This is a genomic window from Streptomyces sp. NPDC029139 (genome assembly GCF_055564335.1).
Map to the genome: position 1 here is coordinate 47,749 of NZ_JBVHWN010000017.1, position 24,434 is coordinate 72,182.

Consider the following 24,434-nt stretch of genomic DNA (forward strand, 5'->3'; position numbering starts at 1 on the left):
ATCACGTCTCACGCTCCGGCGGCGACGAGTACGGCGGCGAGCGCCAGGACGACGGAGCCGGCGAGCAGGGCGCTGAGGTAAGTCTGCACGTTGCCGGTCTGGGCGCGGCGGACGAGCCAGCCGAGCCATCGGGTGCCGGTGCCCGCGCCGCTCACGTACGTGTCGACGACCTCGCGGTCCAGGAAGCGGACCAGGGAGGCCGCGGCCAGGACGGGGCGGACGAACGCGGCGGTGTAGAGGGCGTCCAGGTGGAAGCCGGTGGCGGCGTGGCGGTGCAGCGGCCCCAGCAGGACGCGGCCGGGGTCGGCCGGATCCTCCGCCGGGTGCGGCAGACGCAGCGCCTCGGCCTCCACCTCGCCCGCTTCGGCGTCGGGGTGGGCGACGGTCGCCGGCAGCGGGGTACGGGCGAGGGCCTTGGTCGCGAGCGCGCGCCAGACGGCGTACGTGACCACGGCGCCGGCGAGGGCCAGGCCCGTGCCCAGGACCGCGGTGGTCGCGGTCGGGAGGAGGGCGTGGCCGTCGAACCAGTCGTCGAGATACGTGGCGCTCAGACCGAAGCCGAGGGAGGGGATCGCCAGCACCCACAGGACGGTGGTCATGGCGAGCGGCTGACGGCCGTGGTCGGGGGCCTCGGCGCCCCGGCCCCGGAAGGCGAGCAGCCACAGCCGGGCCGCGTAGGCGGCGGTGAGGAGGGCGGTGAGCAGGCCGGCGACGAGGACGGTCCAGCCGGCTCCGGCGGGGGCGACGGCGCGGTCGCCGAGGGCGGTGTGCTCGGCGGCCACGAGCACGGCTTCCTTGGAGAAGAACCCGGCGAACGGCGGGATCGCGGCGAGGGCGAGAAGGGCGACGGTCATCGTCCAGTACGCGTCCGGGATCCGCTTGGTCAGGCCGCCCATGCGGGACATGGCCGAGAGCGAGTTCGTACCGGCGGCGTGGATCACCGCGCCGGCGGCGAGGAAGAGGAGGGCCTTGAACGCGCCGTGGGAGAGGAGGTGGAAGACGGCGGCGCCGCGGTCGCCGACGGCCAGGGCGCCCGCCATGTAGCCGAGCTGTCCGATGGTCGAGTAGGCGAGGACCCGCTTGATGTCGTCCTGGGCGAGCGCGGCGAGGGCCGAGCCGACCATGGTGATCGCGGCCATGATCGCGAGCACGGTGAGGGCGGCGGCGGAGGAGGCGAAGACGGGGAGGAGCCGGGCCACGAAGTAGATGCCGGCGGCGACCATCGTCGCCGCGTGGATGAGCGCGGAGACGGGGGTGGGGCCCGCCATGGCGTCGGGGAGCCAGGTGTGGAGCGGGAACTGGGCGGACTTGCCCGCCACACCGGCGAGCAGCAGCAGCGCGATGAGGGTGGGGTGGTCGAGACCGTCGCCCGCGACGGCGCCGAGGATCCCGTCGATCCGGAACGTGCCGGCGTCCGCGGCGAGCGCGAAGAGGCCGATCAGGAAGGGGACGTCGCCGAGCTTGGTGACCAGGAACGCCTTGAGGGAGGCGGCCCGCGCCTCGGGCGTCTCCCAGTAGTGGCCGACGAGGAAGTACGAGCAGATGCCCATGATCTCCCAGCCGACCAGGAGCACCATGAGGTCGCCGGAGTAGACGACGAGCAGCATCGCGGCCGTGAAGAGGGAGACGAGCGCCGCGTACGAGGGGTAGCGCGGGTCGTCGCGCAGGTACCCGGTCGAGTAGACCTGCACGCAGGTGGCGACCAGGCCGACCAGGACGGCGACGAGGGCGGCGAAGCCGTCGATGTGCAGGGCGAGGTCGATGGGGACCGAGCCGGTGGGGGTGAGCTGGGTGGCCGCCTCGATGGTCTTGCCGCCGCCCTGGCGGATGGCGACGAGGACGGCCAGGACGGCCGCCGCGAGCGTCGGCAGGATGGCGAGGGGGCGGACGAAGCCGGGCGCGGTGCGGCCCAGGAGCAGGCCGGCCGCGGAGCCGAGGAAGGGAAGGAGGGGGACGAGCGCGGCGAGGGTCGTCGTGGTCACGCGGCGGCCTCGGCCTTCTCGTCGTCGGTGGTCGCGTCGGTGGCTGCATCGCCGGAGGCCGGGGCGTCGGTGGTCGCTTCCGCCGTGTCGCGCAGCCGGTCGACGTCCGAGGTGCCGCGGTTGCGGTAGACCATCAGGACGATCGCGAGTCCGATGCCGATCTCCGCGGCGGCGATGGCGATGGTGAAGAGGGTGAGCGCCTGGCCTGCGTGGAGGGCGTCGCGGAGCCAGACGTCGAAGGCGACCAGGTTGAGGTTGACGGCGTTGAGCATCAGCTCGACGGACATCAGCACCAGGATCGCGTTGCGGCGGGCGAGGACGCCGTAGAGGCCGACGCAGAAGAGCAGGGCGGCGAGGACGGCGGGGTAGGCGAGATGCATCAGTCCCGGGCCTCCTTGGCGTTCTTGCGGGACAGGACGATCGCGCCGACCAGTGCGGCGAGGAGGAGGACGGAGAGCGCCTCGAAGGGCAGCACCCAGTGCCGGAAGAGGATCTCGCCGGACACCTTGGTGGAGCCCTGGGCCGGTCCGTCCAGGTCGATCCAGGTCGTACGGAACGCGTCGACGACCACCCAGACGAGGGCGGCGGCCGCGGCGAGCGCGACCGCGAGGGCGACGGGGCGGTTGCCCGAGTCGGCGTCCGGGGAGCGGCCGATGGGGGCCTTGGTGAGCATGAGGCCGAAGAGGAGGAGGACGACGACGGAGCCGACGTAGATCAGCACCTGGACCCAGGCGATGAACTCGGCCGTGAGGAGGAGGTACTCGACGGCGAGGCCGCCGAGCGCCACGACCAGCCAGAGCGCGGCGTGGACGAGCTGGCGGGTGGTGACGGTGACGACGGCCGCGCCGAGGGTGACGAGGCCGACGAGGAGGAAGGCGATCTCGACGCCGGAGGGCGAGAGGAAGCCGGGGCTGGTGGCGGCGGCGGTTGCGGTGGCGGCGAGGATCACGCGTCGCCCTCCTGGGCCTCGGCGGCGGCCGCCTGGGCCGCGGCCTTCTCCGCCGCCTTGCGGGCGGCGGCGATCTCCTTGGGTTCCTCGGCACGCGGGTCGAGCGCGGGCGGTTCGGGGACGGTCCACATCCACTCGCGGAGCTTGTCGCGCTCGTGGGTGAGCTCGTGGATGTCCGTCTCCGCGTACTCGAACTCGGGCGACCAGAACAGCGCGTCGAAGGGGCACACCTCGATGCAGATGCCGCAGTACATGCAGAGGGCGAAGTCGATGGCGAAGCGGTCGAGGACGTTGCGGCTGCGCTCGCGGCCGCCGGGCGCGGCGGCGGGCACCGTCTCCTTGTGGGAGTCGATGTAGATGCACCAGTCGGGGCACTCCCGGGCGCAGAGCATGCAGACCGTGCAGTTCTCCTCGAAGAGGCCGATGACGCCGCGGCTACGGGGCGGGAGCTCGGGCTGCTTGTCGGGGTACTGCGCGGTGACGGTCTTCTTCGTCATCGTGCGAAGGGTGACGGCGAGGCCCTTGGCCAGGCCGGAACCAGGAATGGGCATTACTGGATCGCCACCTTCACGATGCCGGTGAGCGCGATCTGCGCGAGGGCGAGCGGGACGAGGGTCGTCCAGGCGAGCTTCTGGAGCTGGTCCTCACGGAGCCGGGGGTAGCTCACCCGGAGCCAGATCACGATGAAGGCGAGGACGGCGGTCTTGAGGAGGGTCCACACCCAGCCGAGACCGTCGGCGCCGAAGGGACCGTGCCAGCCGCCGAGGAAGAGGACGGTGGTGAGCCCGCAGAGGACGACGATGCCGGCGTACTCGGCGAGCAGGAAGAGCGCGAAGCGCAGGCCGGTGTACTCGGTGTACGCGCCGAAGATGATCTCGGAGTCGGCGACGGGCATGTCGAACGGCGGGCGCTGGAGCTCGGCGAGACCGGCGACGAAGAAGACGAGCGCGCCGACGATCTGCCAGGGCAGCCACCACCACTCGAAGGCGTTGAGGATGCCGGGGAGGGAGACGGTGCCGGCGGCCATCGCGACGGAGGCGGCGGTGAGCAGCATCGGGAGCTCGTACGCGAGCAGCTGGGCGGCGGTGCGGAGGCCGCCGAGCAGCGAGAACTTGTTGGCGGAGGCCCAGCCGGCCATCAGGCTGCCGAGGACGCCGACCCCCATGACGGCGAGCACGAAGAAGATGCCGGCGTCGACGATCTGCCCGACGGCTCCTTCGCTCGGGCCGATGGGGATGGCGACGAGGACGAGGAGGTACGGGAGGAGGGCGACGGCGGGGGCGAGCTGGAAGACGCGGCGGTCGGCGTTGGCCGGGACCACGTCCTCCTTCTGCGCGAACTTGACCCCGTCGGCGACGAGCTGGGCCCACCCGTGGAACCCACCGGCGTACATGGGCCCGAGGCGGCCCTGCATGTGGGCCATGACTTTGTGCTCGGTCTGCCCGATGACGAGGGGCAGCACGAGGAAGACGGCGAAGACGACGAGCAGCCGGAGGGCGACGTCGAGTGCGTCGTTCACGCGGGTTCGCCTCCGGCGGGGTCGGTGGTCTCGGGGGTCTCGGTTGCGGGGGCGGGTTCCGGCTTGGGGCCGGGTTCCGCCTTGGGGGCGGGGGTCGCCTCGGGGGCGGGTTCCGCCTCGGTGGCGGGGGTCGCCTCGGGGGCGGGGGTCGCCTCGGGGGTCGGCTCGGCCGCCGGAGCCGGGGTCGGCTTCGCCTCGGGCGCGGTCTCCACGGCCGGTTCCGCCGTGGAGGCCGGGGCCGCTTCCCCGGTGCTCTGGGCCTCGGGGGTCGGCTCGGCCGCCGGAGCCGGGGTCGGCTTCGCCTCGGGGGCGGTCTCCACGGCGGGTTCCGCCTTCGGCGGCTCCGGGTCGAAGGTCGGGCGGGCGTGGTGCCAGGGGGCGTCCGGGCTTCGGGGTCCGGACGAGGAGGCGGGTCCGGTGGTGGCGTCGGTCTGGCTCGCCGAGCCGTCGGCGGCGCTCCGCGAGCGCCGCGGCGTTCGCGGCGGCGCGCCCTGGCTCTCGCCGGTGGCGGTGGGTGACGTCGGAGGGGCCTGGGCTGCCGAGCCCTCGCCGGGCGCGGGGGCCGGGGCGGCGGCGGGGGAGGTCTCGGCCGCCTGGCCGGCGGAGCCCTCCGCCGCTGTATGGGCGCGGCGGGGCGTGGTTTCGGGGGTGGCCTCCCCCGCCGTACGGGCGCGGCGGGGCGGGCGGTCCGCTGCGGCACCCGCACCCGCACCCGCCGCGGCGGCGCGGGGCGTGCGGGCGGGGCGGGCCGGCGCAGGGGGGAGCTGGCCCTTGAGGGGGCCCCAGTCGTTGGGGTCCGGGACGCCCGGGGGAAGCATCTGGCGGCGCTTCGGGCCGCCGTGCTCCGACTCCCCCGGCTCCTTCGCGCCCGGCCACGCCTTCACGACCCGCGCGGCCAGCACGAAGTCCTTGCGCAGCGGGTGGCCCTCGAAGTTCTCCGGGAGCAGCAGCGGGATCAGGTTCGGGTGGCCCGCGAACTCGACGCCGAACATCTCGTGCGTCTCGCGCTCGTGCCAGGCCGCGCCCGCGTAGACCTCGACCGCCGTCGGCAGCGAGGGAGCGGCGTGCGGAACCGTCGTACGGACCAGCAGGCGCCGCACGGCGCCCGCCTCCAGCGCCACCACGTGCGCGCAGACGCGGAAGCCCTCACCCGGCTCGTCGACCGCGCTCAGCCAGTCGAAGTACGTGCAGCCCAGCGTGTCCCGCGCGGTCTCGAGCGCCGCGATCCACGAGCCCACCGGCACGTCGACCGTCAGCAGGTCGTACGCCCGTTCCGCCATGGCCTCCTCGCCGAAGATCTCGGTGACGGCCTCGGGAAGGGTGTCGTAGGCGTTCACGCCGTGCCTCCCGGCGGAGGCGGGGTGACCAGTCCGCTGGTGAGCTGGCCGACCGAGGGGCCCGAGTACCGCGCGGCCAGGGACTCCCGCGCGATCTTCTCCTGCAGCTTCAGGATTCCTTGCAGCAGCGCCTCCGGGCGCGGCGGGCAGCCCGGCACGTACACGTCCACCGGGATGATCTGATCGACGCCCTTCGTCACCGAGTACGAGTCCCAGTAGGGCCCGCCGCAGTTGGAGCATGCGCCGAAGGAGATGACGTACTTGGGCTCGGGCATCTGCTCGTACAGCCGCTTCACCGCCGGCGCCATCTTGTCCGTCACCGTGCCGGAGACGATCATGAGGTCGGCCTGGCGCGGCCCCGGCGCGAAGGGGATCACGCCGAGACGGATGAAGTCGTGACGGGCCATCGACGCGGCGATGAACTCGATCGCGCAGCAGGCGAGTCCGAAGTTGAAGACCCAGAGGCTGTAGCGGCGGCCCCAGTTCAGGACCACCTTCATCGGCTCGGGGGCCAGACGGGCGAGCGCGCCCAGCTTCGGAGCCGGCAGCGGAAGCGGAGTCGGGGTCACGTCCATGTCAGGACGCCCTTCTTGTACGCGTAGAGCAGTCCCACGGCCAGGAAGCCGAGGAAGATGAACATCTCGACCAGCGTCGTCGCGCCGTAGCCGGGCGCGGCGAACACGGTCGCCCACGGGAAGAGGAAGATCGAGTCGACGGCGAAGATCACGTAGAGGAAGGCGTACACGTAGTAGCGGACCTGGGTGTGCGCCCAGCCCTCCCCCACCGGGTCGACGCCGCACTCGTACGTCAGCAGCTTCTCCGGCGTCGGCACCACGGGCCGCAGCAGTCGGCCCGCGCCGAACGCGACGGCGACGAAGAGCACACCGATGGCGGCGAGCAGTCCTACGACGGAGTACGACTGGAAGTAGTCCGCCGCGAGTCCGAGTCCCGCCCGTACGGTCGGATCCGGCACGTCCACCCTCGCTCCCTGCCCGTTTCGACGATCTGTACGCACGGGAGTCTAGGCCCTGTCAAAGAGCCGTAAGCGGTCGTGTCACGGAGTGGGCGCAGCGGCGGCACGGGGGATATCCCTACTGCCGCTCACCCACGTACCCCATGGCGCGCGCCGCCCGCCGACCGGCAGGCTGGGCGCATGAGCGTCGACACCGATACCCCTGACAGCGACCGGCTGCCACCGGCCCGCCTCGCCTACGGCCGGCACGTCTGGAAGGAGATCGCCTTCCAGCTGGCCAATCTCCCGATCGCGCTGGTCGGCTTCGTGTACGCCGTGGTGTCGGTCGCCGTGGGTGTGGGGCTGTCCGTCACGGTGATCGGTCTGCCCCTGCTGGCCCTCGGGCTCGCCGGGGCGCGCGGCATGGGCCGGGCGGAGCGGGCGAGGGCCCGGGCGCTGCTCGGCGTACGGGTGGAGGAGCCGAGCCCGCTCCCCCGCCGGCACGGGTTCTTCCCCTGGCTGTGGACGGCGTTGAAGGACCCGGTGGCGTGGCGGACGCTGTTGTACGGCTTCATCCGGCTGCCGTGGGGCATCGTGACGTTCACCGTCACCCTCGTCTCGCTGATCGTGCTCTGGCCCGTGCTGCCGTTCATCACCCGTGGGCTCTCCAACGCCGACCGGGCCATGGTCCGCGGGCTGCTCTCGCCCTCGGACGAGCTGGAGCGGCGGATCGCCGAGCTGGAGGAGGACCGGGGCGTGGTCGTGGACACGGCCGCCGCCGATCTGCGCCGGATCGAGCGCGATCTGCACGACGGCGCCCAGGCCCGGCTCGTCGCGCTCGCCATGGGGCTGGGTCTGGCGAAGGAGAAGCTGTTGGAGGACCCGGAGGCGGCGGCCTCCATGGTCGACGAGGCGCACGGCGAGGTGAAGCTGGCCCTGCAGGAGCTGCGGGACCTGGCGCGGGGCATCCACCCCGCTGTCCTCACCGACCGCGGCCTGGACGCCGCACTCTCCTCGATCGCCGCGCGGTGCACCGTCCCGGTGAAGGTGACCGTCGATCTGACCGAGCGGCCGGCCGAGGCCATCGAGGGCATCGCCTACTTCACGGTCTCCGAGCTGCTCCAGAACGTCTCCAAGCACGCGCGGGCGCGCTCCGCCTCGGTGGAGGTGTGGCGCCGGGACGACCGGCTGCTGCTGCAGGTACGGGACGACGGACACGGCGGGGCCCGGCTGGACGGCGGTACGGGGATGGCGGGGCTGGCCGAGCGGCTGGGCGCGGTCGACGGGCTCTTCGTCGTCGACTCCCCTGAGGGCGGGCCGACGACGGTCACGGCGGAGCTGCCGTGGCGGTCCCGTCCGGTGTCGGCGCAGGCCTGACCGGGCGCCGGCACAGGCGCAGGCGCACGCGCACGCGCACGCGCATACGGGCATAGGCGCAGGCGTGCGTCGGCGCAGGCGTGGGCCAGAAGGCACGGCCCTGCGCGGGCGCCGGCTTCCGCGCCCGCCCAGGTAGGGAAAACCCCCCGCCCGAGACGCCCACCTTCCTCATGGTCCGCGGCGCCGCCGACCGGAACCCTTGAGACATCACCCTCCCCGAGCAGAAACGGACCACAGCGATGGCTACCCACCGCCTCCCCGCCGGGCTCCGCGCGCCGTTCGAGGCCCGCACCTGGCGCGAGTTCGGCCACCTGGTGCTCGGGCTGCCGCTGAGCTGCGTCTACTTCGCGCTCTCCATCGCCATGGTCTCGGCGGGCGCGGGGCTGTTGATCACCTTCCTCGGCATCCCGGTCCTGGCCGGCGGGCTCGCCCTCTGCCGCGGTTTCGGCGCCGTCGAGCGGGCCCGGGCACGCGCGCTGCTGGGCGTGGACGTGGCGGCGCCCGAGCCGGTGCGGGGCCGTACGGGCGGGGCGATGTCGTGGATGGGGGCGATGCTGAAGAGCGGCGCGTCCTGGCGGCACCTGCTGTACGCGATCCTCCACATGCCGTGGGCCATCTTCGCCTTCACCGTCTCGGTGACCTTCTGGGTCTGGGGCTGGGCGCTGTTCACGTACCCCCTCTGGCAGTGGGTCTTCCCTCTGTACGCGGGCCAGGACGGCATCCAGCTGTACGGCGACCGGACGCGCGCCTTCTACCTGGACTCCCCCTTCGAGATCGCCGTCACCAGCGCCGTCGGCCTGCTGTTCGTGCTCGTCGGACCGTGGATCATCCGCTCGCTGGCCGCGGTCGACCGGCTGATGGTCTCCGGGCTGCTGGGTCCGTCACGGCTGGCGACGCGTGTGACGGAGCTGGAGACGGACCGGGGTGTGGTCGTGGACACCGCCGCCGCCGATCTGCGCCGGATCGAGCGCGATCTGCACGACGGCGCCCAGGCCCGGCTCGTCGCGCTCGCCATGGACCTGGGTCTGGCGAAGGAGAAGCTCGCCGAGGACCCCAGGGCGGCGGCGCAGATGGTCGAGGAGGCGCACGGCGAGGTGAAGACGGCGTTGCGGGAGCTGCGCGACCTGGCCCGGGGCATCCACCCGGCGGTCCTCACCGACCGCGGCCTGGACGCGGCACTGTCGGCGGTCGCGTCCCGCTGCACGGTCCCGGTGTCGGTGGAGGTCGACCTTCCGGCCCGGCCGGTGCCCGCGATCGAGGGGATCGCCTACTTCACCGTTTCCGAGCTGCTGCAGAACGTGTCGAAGCACTCCGGCGCACGTCGCGCCTGGGTCGATGTGTGGCACACCGGCGACGGGCTGATGCTTCAGGTCAGGGACGACGGGCGGGGCGGCGCGGACGTGGCGGCGGGCAGTGGTCTGGCCGGTCTGACGGAGCGGCTCACCGCGGTCGACGGCATCCTGGCGGTGGACTCGCCGGCGGGCGGCCCGACGACGGTCACGGCGGAGCTGCCCTGGAGGGCCTGAGCCCGTCGCGGGCACCGTCCCGAGCCCTCCGCGGGCACGGCCCTGAGCCCTCCGAGGGCACCGTCCCGGGCCCGCCGAGGGCACCGTCCTGGTCCGCGCCGCAGAACCGTCGGGCCCACCCGTGCGCAGCCGTGGTGGAGCCCACCGTTCCGGGAGCCGCCCCGCGGAACGCCTGGCCACAACCCGCTCACGGGTTGCCGGCGGAATGCCCGCCGCGCGAGGGACGGGGTGCGATGCTGGGGCCTCACCGGAACATCGACATGGGGGCTTCAAGGTCGTGGAGAACGTGGCGGACAGGGTGCGTGTGGTCATCGCCGAGGATTCAGTGCTGCTCCGTGAGGGCCTGACCCGGCTGCTGACCGACCGGGGGCACGAGGTCGTCGCCGGGGTGGGCGACGGAGAGGCCCTGGTGAAGACCGTGGCCGGTCTCGCCGGTGAGAACGCGCTGCCCGACGTGGTGGTGGCGGACGTCCGGATGCCCCCCACGCACACGGACGAGGGCGTACGGGCGGCGGTACGGCTGCGCAAGGAGTACCCGGAGATAGGGGTCCTGGTCCTCTCGCAGTACGTGGAGGAGCAGTACGCCACCGAGCTGCTGGCCGGTTCGAGCCGGGGCGTGGGCTATCTCCTGAAGGACCGGGTCGCCGAGGTCCGCGAGTTCGTGGACGCCGTGGTCCGGGTGGCCCGGGGCGGTACGGCGCTGGACCCGGAGGTCGTGCAGCAGCTCCTCGGCCGGAGCCGTAAGCAGGACGTGCTGGCCAACCTGACCCCGCGCGAGCGGGAGGTCCTCGGCCTGATGGCCGAGGGGCGGACGAACTCGGCGGTCGCGAAACAGCTGGTGGTGAGCGACGGCGCGGTGGAGAAGCACGTCAGCAACATCTTCCTGAAGCTGGGCCTGTCGCCGAGTGACGGGGATCACCGCCGGGTACTCGCGGTGTTGACCTACCTGAACTCCTGAAGACCTGACACTCTGTCAGATAGCGACACAAGATCCGGTCAAGCCGGACCTCATGACGGAGCAAGCGCGAGCCGGTACCAAAGGACGAGCGGAACACCGAGTCCGCGAAGACTCCGGGGGCGACAGAACGTGACAAGCTATGACACAAGGGCATCTCAAAACGAGGTCCGTGATGCGAGAAGTCCCGGGAAGGCACCCCTTACCGTCGTAGGGTGGGCCACGGGACGGCCGGTCCGCCGACCGTCTCCCGAGCCTTCTCCCGCCTCCGGCGGAGAGACCCTTGCCGCGAGGGAGGTCCAGTTCAGTGACCAGCCAGGTCAGTAGCGAGGCCGGTGAGGCCCTGGTCGGGGAGCAGCGCAGCGTCCCGGCAGCGCCCCACCACGGCGACGAGAAGGAAGTCCGGAAACTCGATCGGGTGATCATCCGGTTCGCCGGGGACTCCGGTGACGGTATGCAGCTGACCGGTGACCGGTTCACCTCGGAGACGGCGTCCTTCGGGAACGACCTCTCGACGCTGCCGAACTTCCCCGCCGAGATCCGGGCGCCCGCCGGCACGCTGCCGGGGGTCTCCTCGTTCCAGCTGCACTTCGCCGATCACGACATCCTGACCCCGGGCGACGCGCCGAACGTGCTGGTCGCGATGAACCCGGCCGCTCTCAAGGCCAACATCGGCGACGTGCCGCGCGGCGGCGAGATCATCGTCAACACGGACGAGTTCGCCAAGCGCCCCATGGCCAAGGTCGGCTACGAGACGTCCCCGCTGGAGGACGGCTCGCTGGACGGCTACCGGGTCCACCCGGTGCCGCTGACGACGCTGACGATCGAGGCCCTGAAGGACTTCGGGCTGTCCCGGAAGGAGGCCGAGCGCTCCAAGAACATGTTCGCGCTCGGGCTGCTCTCCTGGATGTACCACCGGCCGACCGAGGGCACCGAGACCTTCCTGCGCCAGAAGTTCGCCAAGAAGCCGCAGATCGCCGAGGCGAACGTGGCCGCGTTCCGGGCCGGCTGGAACTTCGGCGAGACGACCGAGGACTTCGCCGTCTCGTACGAGATCGCGCCGGCGACCCGGGCGTTCCCCACCGGCACGTACCGGAACATCTCCGGGAACCTGGCCCTCTCGTACGGTCTGATCGCCGCCTCGCGCCAGGCCGACCTGCCGCTCTACCTGGGCTCGTACCCCATCACTCCGGCCTCGGACATCCTGCACGAGCTCAGCAGGCACAAGAACTTCGGTGTCCGCACCTTCCAGGCCGAGGACGAGATCGCCGGCATCGGCGCGGCACTCGGCGCGGCCTTCGGCGGCTCGCTCGCCGTCACCACCACCTCCGGCCCGGGGGTGGCGCTCAAGTCCGAGACGATCGGCCTGGCGGTCTCCCTGGAGCTGCCGCTGCTCGTCGTCGACATCCAGCGCGGCGGCCCGTCGACCGGACTGCCGACCAAGACCGAGCAGGCCGACCTCCTCCAGGCCATGTACGGCCGCAACGGCGAGGCACCGGTGCCGGTCGTGGCCCCGAGGACCCCCGCCGACTGCTTCGACGCGGCCGTCGAGGCCGCCCGGATCGCCCTCACCTACCGCACGCCGGTCTTCCTGCTCTCCGACGGCTACCTCGCCAACGGCTCCGAGCCCTGGCGCATCCCGGACATCGACGAGCTGCCCGACCTGCGCGTCCAGTTCGCCGGCGGCCCGAACCACCGGCTGGCGGACGGCACCGAGGTCTTCTGGCCGTACAAGCGCGACCCGCAGACCCTCGCCCGGCCCTGGGCCGTCCCCGGCACCCCCGGCCTCGAACACCGCATCGGCGGCATCGAGAAGCAGGACGGCACCGGCAACATCAGCTACGACCCCGCCAACCACGAGTTCATGGTCCGCACCCGCCAGGCCAAGGTCGACGGCATCGAGGTCCCGGACCTCGAGGTCGACGACCCGGACGGCGCCCGGACCCTCGTGCTGGGCTGGGGCTCCACCTACGGGCCGATCACGGCGGCCGTCCGCCGGCTGCGCCGCGAGGACCGGCCGATCGCCCAGGCCCATCTGCGCCATCTCAACCCCTTCCCGCGCAACCTCGGGAAGGTGCTGAAGCAGTACGACACGGTGGTCGTCCCGGAGATGAACCTGGGCCAGCTCGCCACCCTCGTCCGGGCGAAGTACCTCGTCGACGCCCGCTCGTACACCCAGGTCAACGGGATGCCGTTCAAGGCCGAGCAGCTCGCCTCGGCGCTCAAGGAGGCCATCGATGAGTGAGTCGCTCCTGCACCTCGTACCGAAGGCCGAAGCCGCACAGTCGATGAAGGACTTCAAGTCCGACCAAGAGGTGCGCTGGTGTCCCGGGTGCGGCGACTACGCCGTCCTCGCCGCCGTGCAGGGCTTCATGCCCGAGCTCGGCCTGGCGAAGGAGAACATCGTCTTCGTCTCAGGGATCGGCTGCTCCTCCCGCTTCCCGTACTACATGAACACGTACGGGATGCACTCCATCCACGGCCGCGCCCCGGCGATCGCCACAGGTCTGGCCACCTCGCGCCGTGACCTGTCGGTGTGGGTGGTGACCGGTGACGGCGACGCGCTCTCCATCGGCGGCAACCACCTGATCCACGCCCTGCGGCGCAACGTCAACCTGAAGATCCTGCTGTTCAACAACCGGATCTACGGTCTGACGAAGGGGCAGTACAGCCCGACCAGCGAGGTCGGAAAGATCACCAAGTCGACCCCGATGGGTTCGCTGGACGCGCCGTTCAACCCGGTGTCGCTCGCGATCGGCGCGGAGGCGTCCTTCGTCGCCCGGACGGTCGACTCCGACCGCAAGCACCTCACCGAGGTCCTGCGCCAGGCCGCCGACCACCCCGGCACGGCGCTGGTGGAGATCTACCAGAACTGCAACATCTTCAACGACGGCGCCTTCGAGGTCCTCAAGGACAAGGACCAGGCCCAGGAGGCCGTGATCCGCCTGGAGCACGGGCAGCCGATCCGCTTCGGCACCGGCCTGGACAAGGGCGTCGTACGGGACCCGGCCACGGGCGAACTGAAGGTCGTCACGGTCACCCCCGAGAACGAGAGCTCCGTCCTCGTCCACGACGCGCACGCCGACTCCCCGACGACCGCGTTCGCCCTCTCGCGGCTCGCCGACCCGGACACGCTCCACCAGACGCCCATCGGGGTCTTCCGGTCGGTGGAGCGCCCGGTGTACGACACGCTGATGGCCGAGCAGCTGGACACGGCGATCGAGCAGAACGGCAAGGGCGACCTCGGGCAGCTGCTCGCGGGGAACGACACCTGGACCGTCGTCGGCTGACGCACGCCGCCGGAAGCCGGACGGAAGCGGTACGGCTGAGGGGCGCAGGCGATACGACTGAGGGGCGCGGAACGTGAGGGCCGCGCCCCTCAGCCCTTCCCGCGCCGCTTCTTCTCGTCGTTCGCCGCCTTCTCGAACTGGCCGAGGAAGCGCGGGACGCCCCGCTCGACCCGGTACAGGAACAGCTCCGTGTTGTACTTGAACATCACCACGTTCTGGACGTCGAACCCGTACTTCTTCGCGAGCCCCTGGTACGTGAACGCCCGCATCGCCCCGCGCAGGGCGACCCGTGACATGGCCAGCTTCTGGCCCGACACCAGGCCCGTCATGCGCTCGGCCAGGCACGTCACCGCGTCGTGGGCCTCCACCGCGAACCGGTCGACGGGTGCCGACGGCGCGATCCCCCAGCGGGTGCGGTAGGCGGCGGTGAACGCCTCGGCGCCGGGCATCAGCGCCGGATCGACGTAGGTGGTGCCGAAGTACCAGCCCTCGGCCGCCGGACCCGCGACGGAGAAGAACTCCGGGGCCAGCGCGTACTCGACACCGCCGCGCATGCCGCCGTACCCCTGGTCCTTCAGCGCCCTGGCGCACAGGCCCGCCCGGCGCGGGGAGACGCCGGCGTAGAGCACCGCGTCGGGGCGCGCGGCGAGGGCCTCGCGCACCACCGGACCGAAGTCCTCGCTCTCGGCGGCCACCTGGTGGAGCGTCACCGTCCGACCCACCTGGGACATGGTGGTCCGCGCGGAGTTGGCCATCCGCCAGCTGTAGTCACCCGCCGCCCGGTCGTCCACCACGGCCGTCCGTACGGCGTCCCGCACGAGGGCGAAGCTGGTGAAGGGCAGTTGCAGCATGTCGTGGTGGACGCGCAGCTCCCGATAGCTGGGGATGTGGATCTGCGAGGCGAGGTCGCCCTGGTCGACGCCGACGGCGACGGACACGACCACCATGGGGCTCTTGTCGTACGTCTCGGACGCGGTGAGGACGGTTTCGCGGGTGGTGGGCCCGATCACGGCCACGGCCGTCGTGTCCTTGACGAACTCCTGTGCCACGGTGGCGGCCCGCTGCGGGTCCCCGCGGTCGTCCCGTACCTTCACCGCCAGGTCGAAGAGCCGGTCGGCGCGGGCGTTGAGGGTCTCGACGGCCAGCCTCGCCCCGCGCTCCTGGGCGCGTCCGTCCGCCGCGCGGGGGCCGCTCAGATCGGTCTGGACGCCGATCGTGTACGTGGGCAGGGCCACGGGCGACCCGCCGGAGCCCGGTGTGCCGGGCGGGCGGTTCACCAGCCACGCCGTCAGCCCGCCCGCCCCCGCGACGGCGGCCGCGGACCCCAGGACCAGGAAGCGGCGCCGTGACGCCGAGGTGCGGGCCGGGTCGGCGGAGGGCGCGACGACGGTCGGCTCCGCCACCGGCAGGTCGAGGACCCGGGCGGAACGCTCCGCGATCAGCGCCGGCAGCCCGGGGGGCAGCCAGTCGCCGGCCGCCGCTTCCGCCGGGCCCAGCCGGGCCCGTACCTCCGCCGCCGTGGGCCGGTCCACGGGGTCCTTCGCCAGACACGCGGTCACCAGCGGCAGCAGGGCTTCCGGTACGCCGTCGAGGTCGGGTTCCTCGTGGACCGTGCGGTACACGATCGCGGCCACTCCGCCCGTACCGAAGGGCCGCCGGCCGGTGGTCGCGTACGCGAGCACGCAGCCGAGCGAGAAGACGTCGCTCGGCGGGCCGACCTCGCCCGCGCCGGTGGCGCGGGCCTGCTCGGGGGCGAGGAAGCCGGGTGTGCCGATCATCGCGTCGGTGGCGGTGAGGGCGGTGGCGCCGGCCGAGCGGGCGATGCCGAAGTCGATCAGGCGCGGGCCGTCGAGGGCGAGCAGCACGTTGGCGGGCTTGACGTCCCGGTGGACGAGTCCTGCCCCGTGCATGTCCGTGAGCGCGTCGGCGAGCCGGGCGCCCAGAGCCCGTACGGTCGGCTCGGGCAGGGCGCCGTGCACGCCGACGGCCTCGGCGAGGGAGGGTCCGGGGACGAACTCGGTGGCCAGCCAGGGTTCGCGGGCCTCCGGGTCGGAGCCGAGGACGCGGACCACCCAGCGGCCGGTGATCCGCTCGGCGACGCGGGCCTCCCGCCGGAACCGCTCGCGGAAGCCGGGGTCGGTGGCGTGCTCGGCGAGGATCAGCTTGAGCGCGGCGAGCGAGCCGCCGGCGGACCGGGCGAGGTAGACCACGCCCATGCCGCCGGCACCGAGCCGGCCGAGCAGACGGTATCCGGCGATCGCGGAGGGATCGGCGGGGCGGAGGGGCCGCACGCGTCAGGTCCGTCTGTTCTGCGGCGGCCCGGCGGGGGCGAACTCCAGCGGCTTGAAGCGGCCGTTCTCGACCGCGTACATGAAGGTGCCCACGCCGGACAGCGCGCCCCTCTCGTCGAAGCCGTACTGGCCCATGGCGCCGGTGTACCGCGCCTTGCGCAGGAGGGAGGCGATCCCGGTGCGGTCGAGGCGTTTCCCGCCCTTGACGACCTTCACGACCTCCTGCGCCAGGAAGGTGACCATGTCGAAGGACTCGCCCGTGTAGAAGGCGGGGGCCGTGCCGTAGCGCTTGCGGTGTGCGGCGACGAGGGCGGACGCCTCCTTGCGGGACGCGGGGTCGACGGCCGGCGCGCCGACGATCCAGCCCTCCGCCGCGTCGCCCGCCTCGGTCAGGAACCGGGGCTCGAACACATGCTGTCCGGTGACCTTCATGCCGGTGAAGCCCAGTTCGTCGAGTGCCCGGGCGACCAGGACGGCGCTCGGGGTGAGGCCGCAGTGGACGTACGCGTCCATGCCCTCCGCCATCATGGCGGCGAGCACGCGCTTGTAGTCGGTGGTGGCCGCGGGCACGACACGGGGGATGGGGGCGAGCTTCGCCTGCCGGAAGACGAAGTTGGCGCCGCCGATGTACTGCCAGGCGTAGTTGTCGTCGGTGCGCTCCTGGAGGAGACCCGGCCGGACGCTCCGGGTCTTGGCCAGGATGTAGTAGCTGAGATAGGTGCCCGCGATGGGGTGCTGCGGGCACGCCTGGAGCACCGACCTCCCCTGGCCGCTGCCCGAGTTGGTCAGCAGGTTCGATCCGACGGAGACCGTGATGAGGGGCAGGAGCGCCTCGTCGTACGCGGGGAGGGCGGCCAGACCCGGGTAGTCGGAGGTCGGGCCGAGGACGCCGAGGACGTCGGGGTCGCCGGTGAGGACGCGGGCCGCGGCCAGGGCCTTGTTCTTGTCCCCGCCGTCGTCGGAGACCTTGAGTTCGAGGGTGAAGGGCTTGTCCGCGCGGGCGTTGAACTGCTCGACCGCGAGCCGGGCACCGCGTTCCTGCGCGCGGCCGATGTCCTTGGCGGGGCCGGTCAGGTCCGCGTGGACGCCGATGACCCAGCGCCGCTTCTTCGGTGGCGCGGTGGCCTTCCGGTCCTTGCCGTCGTCCCGCAGGGCGGCCCAGGCGGCGGTGCCGCCCCCCGCGGCGAGCACGGCTCCTCCGGACGCCAGCAGGAACTTCCGTCTGCTGGGCGCCGGCCGGCCGTCGGTCTCGGATGCGCCGAGCCGGGTCGCGTCGATCTCGGGCAGGGCGAGCATCGCGGCCGAGCGTTCGGCGATGGTCCGCACGACGGGGGCGGGCAGCCAGTCGGCCCCGCCGCTGGGGGTGTCCTCCGTGAGGCGGGCGGCGATCTCCTCGGCGGTGGGCCGCTCGGCGGGGTCCTTGGCGAGGCAGGCGTGCAGGAGGTCGAGGAGTCCGGTGGGCCCGTCCGGTACGCCGTCGAGGTCGGGCTCGTCGTGGACGGTGCGGTACAGCAGGGCGTCGACCGCCCCCGTGCCGAAGGGCGGGCGGCCGGTCGCCGCGTAGGCGAGGAGGCAGCCGAGGGCGAAGACGTCGCTGGGCGGCCCGATCTGGGCGGCGCGGGCCTCTGCCTGTTCGGGGGCGAGGAAGCCCGGGGTGCCGACGACCATGTCGGTGGAGGTGAGCGCGGTCTCCCCCGTCGTCCGCGCGATGCCGAAGTCGATGAGGCGCGGGCCGTCGACGGCGAGGAGCACGTTGCCGGGTTTGACGTCCCGGTGGACGAGACCGGCCTCGTGCACGGCGGCGAGCGCGCGGGCGAGGGCGCCGCCGAGGACGCGTACGCTCCGCGCCGGCAGCGGGCCGTGCGCGGTGACCGCCTCGCCGAGCGAGGGGCCGGGGACGAAGGCGGTCGCCATCCAGGGCTCGGGCGCGTCGGGGTCGGCGCCGGTGACGGGGACGGCCCAGGGACTGGCGACGCGGCGGGCGGCCTCGACCTCGCGGCGGAAGCGGGCGCGGAAGTCGGGCTGGTCGGCGTGGTCGGCGTGGGTGACCTTCACGGCGGCGAGTTCGCCGTTGTCCGTACGGCCGAGGTAGACCACGCCCATGCCGCCGGCGCCGAGCCGGCCGAGCAGGCGGTATCCGGCGATCGCCGACGGGTCGGAGGGCAGCAGCGGCCGCGGGGCGGCGGGCTCACGGGCCGGCTCGGGGGCGGACCCGGACGCGGGCTGGGGGGCGGGGCTCACGACTGGACCTCCAGCTCGTCCTCGGCGCGCCCGACCATGGCGACCAGGGCATGGACCTGCGCGTTGTCGACGTCCTTGGCGAGGTGGCCGGGCGCTCCCTTGACGACGGCGGCGACGGTGACCTGTCCGACGCGGGACTGGTACCACGAGTAGGTCTGCTCGCCGCGGACGGAGTCGTTGATGTACGTCCCCGCTTCGCGCAGGGAGTCCACGGCGGTGAAGTTGCCGCCGACGCCGTACGGGCTGCCGAGGGACAGCAGTCCCTTGATCCGCTCCCCGTGGCGCAGCTGCTGGTCGGGGCAGCGCAGCGCCTCCTCCAGGGTCTGCGCCATCTCCCAGTCGGCGTCCGACTCGGTGCGGTGCACGGTGACCGTGGCGGAGACCTGGAGCGTGCCCTTGCCGGCCTTCGCGGGGATCTCGCTGTAGGCGGTGACGCTGTGGAGGACGGACGAAGGGCGGGTTCCGGTCTCCCACGAGCACCGCTCGTCGAGGACGGGCCAGTAGCTGTCCGGGCTGAGGTACGGGGTGCGCTTGACGTAGTCGGAGCCCCAGGAGGCGGGGTCCGCGACGATGGCGAGGGCGAGGCGCTTCGCCTCTGCCTCGTTCTTCGGGGCGCGCGCCGGGTCGGCAGTGAAGCCGAGCTTCGTGGGCAGGGCCACGGGCGGCGCCGTCGTGCTTCCGGTGGACGCCGGGGGCGTACCGGAACTGCCCCCGCTCCCGGGGCGTTTCGTGTCGTCGCCCGAGTCCGAGCAACCTGTCAGGATCACGCCGCAGGCCAGTAAGGCCCCCCAGGCGCGCAGCGTTCTTCGGTACCCGTACGTCACGCTTCCCCCACGCACGCTCACACTTTCCCCGAGTGGTGAGGAGATCGTACGGGGCGGGGGCCCAACACGCCCCGGTTACAACATCATTGGGACGATCTCGCAGCGGATTCGCGACGCGCCGCGTCGTAGCGGGCGCGGGCCTCCTGGACGGCCGGGACGCGGGCGTCGGTCCAGCGCGCGAGCTCCGCGACCCGCCCGGCGGCCTCCTCGCCCAGGTCGGTGAGGCTGTAGTCGACGCGGGGAGGGATCACCGGCTTGGCGTCGCGGTGGACGAAGCCGTCGCGCTCCAGGGTCTGGAGGGTCTGGGTGAGCATCTTCTCGCTGACGCCGCCGACGCGGCGGCGCAGCTCGCTGAAGCGGTAGGACCGCTCGCGCAGCGCGATGAGAACGAGGACCCCCCACCGGCTGGTGACGTGCTCCAGGACGAGGCGCGCGGGGCACATGGCTCCGTCGACGTCCGCGAGCAGGGGCTTCGGTTCCTCACTTACTCCCATGTCAGTACCTTACTTCAAAGTGGGTACTTTCGAAAGGTTAGCGCCCGACGTACGGTGAGTGCATCGCCCGATCCGCCCCACCGAGGAGATCCCATGAGCATCGTCGTCACCGGAGCCACCGGACAGCTCGCCCGTCTCGTCGTGGACGAGCTGCTGACCCGGGTGCCCGCCGGGTCCGTGGCCGCCGTCGTACGCGACAAGGCCAAGGCCGCCGACCTCGCCGAGCGCGGCGTCGAGCTGCGGATCGCCGACTACGGCAAGCCGGAGACCCTGGCGGACGCCTTCGGGGCCGGCGACCGGGTGCTGCTGATCTCCGGCAGCGAGGTCGGGCGGCGCGTGGCCCAGCACGCCGCCGTGATCGCCGCGGCGAAGGCCGCCGGCGTCGCCCAGCTCGCCTACACCGGCATCCTCGGCGGTCCGGAGGCCGACTTCGAGCTGGCCGCCGAGCACCGGGAGACCGAGCGGCTGATCCTCGACTCCGGCCTGCCGTACACCTTCCTGCGCAACGGCTGGTACACCGAGAACTACACCGCCAACCTCGCCCCCGTCCTCGCCCACGGCGCCGTCGTCGCGAACGCCGGCGAGGGCCGGATCGCCTCCGCCTCCCGCGCCGACTTCGCGGCCGCGGCCGCGGCCGTCCTCACCGGCCCGGCCGAGGAGCACCTGAACAGGGCGTACGAACTGAGCGGCGACGTCGCCTGGTCGCTGGCCGAGTACGCGGCCGAGGTCGCCCGCCAGACCGGCCAGGAGATCGCGTACCGCGAGGTCCCGGCCGAGGCGCACGAGGAGATCCTGACCGGCGCGGGCGTCCCGCCCTTCTTCGCCGCGATCCTCGTGGACGTCGACAAGGCCATCGCGCGCGGGGCGCTCGCCCGCCGGACCGGCGACCTCTCCCGCCTCATCGGCCGCCCGACCACCCCGCTCGCCGAGACGGTCGCCGAGGCCCTCGCCCGGAGGTCATGACCGTATCGCGGTACGGACATGACAGCCCGCCCTGCGCGGCGCTACCTTCGTCAGAACGGTGCGGCGCAGGGCAGGAGGTTCGGTGAAGACGGACGACGAGGGACGGGCGGGGCTCTTCTACGGGATCGGCGCCTACGGCATGTGGGGACTCGTCCCCCTCTTCTGGCCCCTGCTCAAGCCGGCCGGGGCGGTCGAGATCCTCGCCCACCGGATGGTGTGGTCACTGGTCGTCGTCGCCCTCGCGCTGCTCGCGCTGCGCCGCTGGGGCTGGATACGGGAGCTGGTGCGCAGCCCGCGCAAGCTGGTGCTCATCACGTCCGCCGCGACGATGATCACCGTCAACTGGGGCGTGTACATCTGGGCCGTGAACGCCGGCCAGGTCGTCGAGGCCTCGCTGGGGTACTTCATCAACCCGCTCGTCACCATCGCCCTGGGCGTCCTGCTCCTGAAGGAGCGGCTGCGGCCCGCGCAGTGGGTGGCGGTCGGGGTCGCCGTCACGGCCGTCCTCGTCCTCTCGATCGGCTACGGACGCCCGCCGTGGATCTCGCTGATCCTGGCCTCCTCCTTCGCCGTCTACGGCCTGGTGAAGAAGAAGGTCAACATCGGCGGCCTGGAGTCGCTGGCCGCCGAGACCGCCGTCCAGTTCCTGCCGGCCCTCGCCTACCTGCTGTGGCTGGGCTCGCGCGGCTCGGCCACCTTCGGCTCCGAGGGCGCGGGACACGCGGCCCTCCTCGCGGCGACCGGCATCGTCACCGCGGTGCCCCTGGTCTGCTTCGGGGCGGCGGCGATCCGCGTCCCGCTGTCGACGCTGGGACTGCTGCAGTACCTGACGCCGCTCCTCCAGTTCAGCCTGGGTGTCCTCTACTTCCACGAGGCGATGCCGCCGGAGCGCTGGGCGGGCTTCTCGCTGGTGTGGCTGGCGCTGACGATCCTGACATGGGACGCGCTGCGGACGGGGAGGCGCAGCCGGATGGAGGCCCAGGCGCTGGCCCTGGCCACGGCCGCCGCGCGGGCCGCACGGGCCGGCGGCACAAGCGGCCATGCCGCCGAGGAGACCGGGGACACCGCCGTTTCCACCCCATCGGCCCGGCCCGGACGCTGACCACAGGCAGCCACGGCCCCTCCGGTGTGACGCCAGGGGAGGGAGGCGGCAGCGACGGCCGGAGCCTCGGACCGAGGCGCGCGGTCAGTCCCCCCTGCCCGCCACCTCTCCCTCCGTGTGCGTACGGGCCCGGTGCGCCCGGACCTTGTGCCGGTTGCCGCACCGCTCCATGGCGCACCAGCGCCGGCGCCCGGGGCGGGAGGTGTCCACGAACAGCAGGGAGCAGGTGTCGGAGCCGCACTCGCGGATCCGGTCGGCGTGGGGGCCCGTGAACAGCGCGACCGCGTCGCGGGCGACGGTCGAGAGCAGGGGGGTCGCGGTGGCCCCCGGCGCCCACGCGTGCGCGCCGTCGGCGGTCATGCGCGGCACGAGCGGAGGCCGTGCGGCGGCCTCGTTGACGAGGGCGAGGTCCTGCGGTGGGTAGTCCCGGCCCCGCGTCCGGGCGTGCGCGAGCCTCCACAGCGCGTCCCGCACCTCCCGTACGCACGCCAACTCGCCCTCCCCGACGGTCACGTCGAGGTCGGGTCCGAGCCGGCACCGCCGGACCCAGTCGAGCAGCCCCTCCGCCGCGTCGAGGACCTCGAACCGCGCCGCCACGGGCCCGGGGCCGCCGGTGAGCAGCAACTCCAGGCAGAGGGCGCCCGCGTCGAAGCGGAACCGCTGTCCATCGGGGTGAATGAGGATCATTCCGGTTGTGTCCTGCGTCACGAAACCACTATAACTGGTTACATGACAGCGCTCCATTGGAAGCTCGTGATCGACGCCGCCGACCCGCACGGCCAAGCCGTGTTCTGGGCAGCCGCCCTCGGCTATGTGGAGGAGGACAACAGCGCCCACATCCAGCGCCTCCTCGATCTCCACGCCCTGCCCCCCGAGGCGACCGTCCCGTTCGCCGACCGCCTCGCGTTCCGTGACCTGATCGCCGTCCGCCACCCGGACGACCCGTACGAGGAGCAGACCGGCATCGGCCTCGGCCGCCGCATCCTCTTCCAGCGGGTCCCGGAGAAGAAGACCGTCAAGAACCGTCTTCACCTGGACGTCCACGCCCCCGAGGGCACCCGGGACGCGGAGGTCGAGCGCCTGGAGTCCCTGGGTGCCTCGGTGCTGCGCCGGGTGGCGGAACCGGGGGGCACGTGGATGGTCATGACGGACCCGGAGGGCAACGAGTTCTGCGTGCAGTGACGTCGGGCGCTCGTCTGCTCAGGACTCCTGGGGGCGCCGCACCTCGAACTGGAAGCAGCCGTACTCGACGGCCCTGACGTGCACGAGCGCCACCCGCGGGTCGGCGAACGCCTCCGCGAAGGCCTTGTCGAGGCCCTCGGTCGCCTCGGCCGGGATCTCCAGGAGGCGACCGCCGACGATGCGCCCCTCGGAGTCGTAGCGGCGCAGGGTGCGCAGGGCGCCGGGACGGGCGAAGGGGTACGCCTCCGGGTCCGCCGGCGGCCCCGCGCACTCCTCGGCGTGGATGAAGACCGGCCCCTGCTCGTCGTACGCCCCCGGCCGGGCCCCGGTCTCGTCGGCCCAACGGCGCAGCGGCGCGTAGGAGACGAGCGCGATCCTCTCCCCGGGCTCGACGGGCCGCAGGCAGCAGCGCAACGGGCTCCCGCCCTCGGTGGCGGTGTACGGAGCACAGGGCTGTCCGGCGTCGTCCACGGTCCGAAGCCGGGCGAGGGCGGCGGGCTCGACGGGGCGTGCGATGTAGGTCGTCATGCCCCCAGCGTCCCGGCCGGGCGAGCGCCGTACCGGCGGGAATCGGACGTGGAGTTCCCCCGGTCGCGCAGGGCGGGAGCTAAATTCCCCCCGCGGCGTCGACGAGGGTTTCGAATCCCGCGCCGTCGCAGTAGCGCACCGCGCGCGCCTCGGCGGGCACGTCGGCCGACATCACGGCCTGTTGGGTGTCGACGAGGATGTGGCTTCCGTCGCGATCGAGCTGCTCGCGGTCGAGCACCGTGGACGCGGCGATGGCGTCCCGCCCGGCGCTCTCGCGCGCTTCGACGACTCCGGCGTCCGCGGCACCGGCGGAGCCTGTGACACCTTCGCCGTCCGCGGACATGGCCGCGTCGCGCCCGTACTGCCACAGTCCCAGCTTGCCGCAGTAGTCCTTCTGCCATGCCCGAACCTGCTCGGGATCCTGCGACGAGCAGCCGCCGACCAGCATCAAGGTCACCAGCGCCCCCGCGGCACGCACCCGTATGTCTCCGCCTCGCACGGCCGTCACCCTCTTCCGCTCCCGCGGGCCGGACGCCGAGAAGGGCCCGTGCGCGCACCGTCCGGCCGGATCTCCCTGGCGCCGGGAGTACAGAGAGTATGCGGCGGTGCAGGAACGCCCGCGCCCGGGCGCCTATCTGACCGCATGTCAGAAAGTCCTGAGCGATCCGCGTCCGCGGCGACCGCCCGCCGCTCCGGCCCCGGCACACCGGCTCCGACTCCGACTCCGGCCCGGCTCCGACTCCGACTCCGGCCCCGGCTCCGACTCCGGCTCCGGCTCCGGCTCCGGCTCCGGCTCCGGCTCCGGCTCCGGCTCCGACGAACGCAACCACCCAAGAGGGACAGGGCGATCGGCGTTCCGGAACCCCGCCCGGCACCGGGGTCCGCCTCGGCCTCCGTCCCCGCACCCCCTACCATCGGCCCT

23 protein-coding genes are annotated in these 24,434 nt (G+C 72.8%); 8 read left to right on the forward strand and 15 right to left on the reverse strand.

Going from position 1 to position 24,434, the window contains the following annotated elements:
• Nucleotides 1–8: 8 nt before the first annotated feature.
• Genes ACZ4VW_RS28960 through ACZ4VW_RS28995 form a run of 8 tightly spaced genes read right to left on the reverse strand, consistent with a single transcriptional unit; the run spans nt 9 to nt 6,760 of the window.
• The gene (locus tag ACZ4VW_RS28960; RefSeq protein ID WP_467967445.1) at nt 9–1,982 is read right to left on the reverse strand and encodes an NADH-quinone oxidoreductase subunit 5 family protein; all 1,974 of its coding nucleotides are present in this window, start codon (nt 1,980–1,982) and stop codon (nt 9–11) included.
• Nucleotides 1,979–2,362 (reverse strand): NADH-quinone oxidoreductase subunit NuoK, encoded by a 384-nt coding sequence (gene nuoK / locus ACZ4VW_RS28965; protein ID WP_467967446.1) that lies wholly within the window; start codon nt 2,360–2,362, stop codon nt 1,979–1,981. Before nuoK ends, ACZ4VW_RS28960 begins: the two co-directional genes overlap by 4 nt.
• Nucleotides 2,362–2,931 carry an NADH-quinone oxidoreductase subunit J family protein gene (locus ACZ4VW_RS28970; RefSeq protein ID WP_467967447.1) on the reverse strand — a complete coding sequence of 190 codons (570 nt, stop codon included), beginning with the start codon at nt 2,929–2,931 and terminating at the stop codon, nt 2,362–2,364. Before ACZ4VW_RS28970 ends, nuoK begins: the two co-directional genes overlap by 1 nt.
• Nucleotides 2,928–3,482: a NuoI/complex I 23 kDa subunit family protein gene (locus ACZ4VW_RS28975; protein ID WP_467967449.1), complete on the reverse strand. Its 555-nt coding sequence runs from the start codon at nt 3,480–3,482 to the stop codon at nt 2,928–2,930. Before ACZ4VW_RS28975 ends, ACZ4VW_RS28970 begins: the two co-directional genes overlap by 4 nt.
• Nucleotides 3,482–4,450, reverse strand: coding sequence for a complex I subunit 1/NuoH family protein (locus tag ACZ4VW_RS28980; RefSeq protein ID WP_467967451.1), 969 nt, complete (start codon nt 4,448–4,450; stop codon nt 3,482–3,484). Before ACZ4VW_RS28980 ends, ACZ4VW_RS28975 begins: the two co-directional genes overlap by 1 nt.
• Nucleotides 4,447–5,787, reverse strand: coding sequence for an NADH-quinone oxidoreductase subunit C (locus ACZ4VW_RS28985; protein WP_467967453.1), 1,341 nt, complete (start codon nt 5,785–5,787; stop codon nt 4,447–4,449). The genes ACZ4VW_RS28980 and ACZ4VW_RS28985 overlap by 4 nt, the downstream gene beginning before the upstream one ends.
• Nucleotides 5,784–6,362 carry an NADH-quinone oxidoreductase subunit B gene (locus tag ACZ4VW_RS28990; protein WP_467967455.1) on the reverse strand — a complete coding sequence of 193 codons (579 nt, stop codon included), beginning with the start codon at nt 6,360–6,362 and terminating at the stop codon, nt 5,784–5,786. The genes ACZ4VW_RS28985 and ACZ4VW_RS28990 overlap by 4 nt, the downstream gene beginning before the upstream one ends.
• Nucleotides 6,353–6,760 (reverse strand): NADH-quinone oxidoreductase subunit A, encoded by a 408-nt coding sequence (locus tag ACZ4VW_RS28995; protein ID WP_467967457.1) that lies wholly within the window; start codon nt 6,758–6,760, stop codon nt 6,353–6,355. The genes ACZ4VW_RS28990 and ACZ4VW_RS28995 overlap by 10 nt, the downstream gene beginning before the upstream one ends.
• 180 nt (nt 6,761–6,940) lie before the next feature.
• On the opposite strand from ACZ4VW_RS28995, the gene ACZ4VW_RS29000 reads away from it, so the two are divergent.
• The 5 genes from ACZ4VW_RS29000 to ACZ4VW_RS29020 all read left to right on the forward strand — a co-directional run bounded on the left by ACZ4VW_RS29000 (nt 6,941) and on the right by ACZ4VW_RS29020 (nt 13,887).
• Entirely contained in the window at nt 6,941–8,116 is a 1,176-nt protein-coding gene (locus ACZ4VW_RS29000) for a sensor histidine kinase (RefSeq protein WP_467967459.1), read from the forward strand.
• A 239-nt stretch (nt 8,117–8,355) separates the two neighbouring features.
• The gene (locus tag ACZ4VW_RS29005) at nt 8,356–9,642 is read left to right on the forward strand and encodes a sensor histidine kinase (protein ID WP_467967461.1); all 1,287 of its coding nucleotides are present in this window, start codon (nt 8,356–8,358) and stop codon (nt 9,640–9,642) included.
• A 298-nt stretch (nt 9,643–9,940) separates the two neighbouring features.
• A complete protein-coding gene (locus tag ACZ4VW_RS29010) occupies nt 9,941–10,600 on the forward strand; it encodes a response regulator transcription factor (RefSeq protein WP_355105938.1) in 660 nt (219 codons plus the stop codon).
• A gap of 304 nt (nt 10,601–10,904) precedes the next feature.
• Nucleotides 10,905–12,842, forward strand: coding sequence for a 2-oxoacid:acceptor oxidoreductase subunit alpha (locus tag ACZ4VW_RS29015; protein WP_467967463.1), 1,938 nt, complete (start codon nt 10,905–10,907; stop codon nt 12,840–12,842).
• Nucleotides 12,835–13,887, forward strand: a complete 1,053-nt coding sequence (locus ACZ4VW_RS29020) for a 2-oxoacid:ferredoxin oxidoreductase subunit beta (protein WP_467967465.1) — start codon at nt 12,835–12,837, stop codon at nt 13,885–13,887. Before ACZ4VW_RS29015 ends, ACZ4VW_RS29020 begins: the two co-directional genes overlap by 8 nt.
• 89 nt (nt 13,888–13,976) lie before the next feature.
• Here the strand turns inward: ACZ4VW_RS29020 and ACZ4VW_RS29025 are convergent, their stop codons facing one another.
• The 4 genes from ACZ4VW_RS29025 to ACZ4VW_RS29040 form a co-directional block, all read right to left on the reverse strand.
• Complete coding sequence (locus tag ACZ4VW_RS29025) at nt 13,977–16,178, reverse strand: bifunctional serine/threonine-protein kinase/ABC transporter substrate-binding protein (protein WP_467967467.1); 2,202 nt, start codon at nt 16,176–16,178, stop codon at nt 13,977–13,979.
• A gap of 3 nt (nt 16,179–16,181) precedes the next feature.
• Nucleotides 16,182–18,419 carry a bifunctional serine/threonine-protein kinase/ABC transporter substrate-binding protein gene (locus tag ACZ4VW_RS29030; protein WP_467967469.1) on the reverse strand — a complete coding sequence of 746 codons (2,238 nt, stop codon included), beginning with the start codon at nt 18,417–18,419 and terminating at the stop codon, nt 16,182–16,184.
• Nucleotides 18,416–19,078 (reverse strand): hypothetical protein, encoded by a 663-nt coding sequence (locus ACZ4VW_RS29035; RefSeq protein WP_467967471.1) that lies wholly within the window; start codon nt 19,076–19,078, stop codon nt 18,416–18,418. The genes ACZ4VW_RS29030 and ACZ4VW_RS29035 overlap by 4 nt, the downstream gene beginning before the upstream one ends.
• 248 nt (nt 19,079–19,326) lie before the next feature.
• Nucleotides 19,327–19,737 (reverse strand): winged helix-turn-helix transcriptional regulator, encoded by a 411-nt coding sequence (locus tag ACZ4VW_RS29040; RefSeq protein WP_467967473.1) that lies wholly within the window; start codon nt 19,735–19,737, stop codon nt 19,327–19,329.
• A gap of 93 nt (nt 19,738–19,830) precedes the next feature.
• On the opposite strand from ACZ4VW_RS29040, the gene ACZ4VW_RS29045 reads away from it, so the two are divergent.
• Together ACZ4VW_RS29045 and rarD are read left to right on the forward strand one after the other, a co-directional pair.
• The gene (locus ACZ4VW_RS29045; RefSeq protein ID WP_467967475.1) at nt 19,831–20,700 is read left to right on the forward strand and encodes an NAD(P)H-binding protein; all 870 of its coding nucleotides are present in this window, start codon (nt 19,831–19,833) and stop codon (nt 20,698–20,700) included.
• Nucleotides 20,701–20,782: 82 nt separating this feature from the next.
• Complete coding sequence (rarD, locus tag ACZ4VW_RS29050; RefSeq protein WP_467967477.1) at nt 20,783–21,802, forward strand: EamA family transporter RarD; 1,020 nt, start codon at nt 20,783–20,785, stop codon at nt 21,800–21,802.
• Between the two features lie 84 nt (nt 21,803–21,886).
• On the opposite strand, the gene ACZ4VW_RS29055 is transcribed toward rarD, so the two are convergent.
• A complete protein-coding gene (locus ACZ4VW_RS29055; protein WP_467967578.1) occupies nt 21,887–22,489 on the reverse strand; it encodes a CGNR zinc finger domain-containing protein in 603 nt (200 codons plus the stop codon).
• A gap of 42 nt (nt 22,490–22,531) precedes the next feature.
• Here ACZ4VW_RS29055 and ACZ4VW_RS29060 point away from each other — a divergent pair, with 42 nt between their 5' ends.
• Entirely contained in the window at nt 22,532–22,984 is a 453-nt protein-coding gene (locus tag ACZ4VW_RS29060; RefSeq protein ID WP_467967479.1) for a VOC family protein, read from the forward strand.
• A gap of 18 nt (nt 22,985–23,002) precedes the next feature.
• On the opposite strand, the gene ACZ4VW_RS29065 is transcribed toward ACZ4VW_RS29060, so the two are convergent.
• A complete protein-coding gene (locus tag ACZ4VW_RS29065; RefSeq protein WP_467967480.1) occupies nt 23,003–23,512 on the reverse strand; it encodes a DUF1203 domain-containing protein in 510 nt (169 codons plus the stop codon).
• 79 nt (nt 23,513–23,591) lie between these two features.
• A complete protein-coding gene (locus tag ACZ4VW_RS29070) occupies nt 23,592–23,969 on the reverse strand; it encodes a hypothetical protein (RefSeq protein ID WP_467967482.1) in 378 nt (125 codons plus the stop codon).
• Nucleotides 23,970–24,434: the final 465 nt, after the last annotated feature.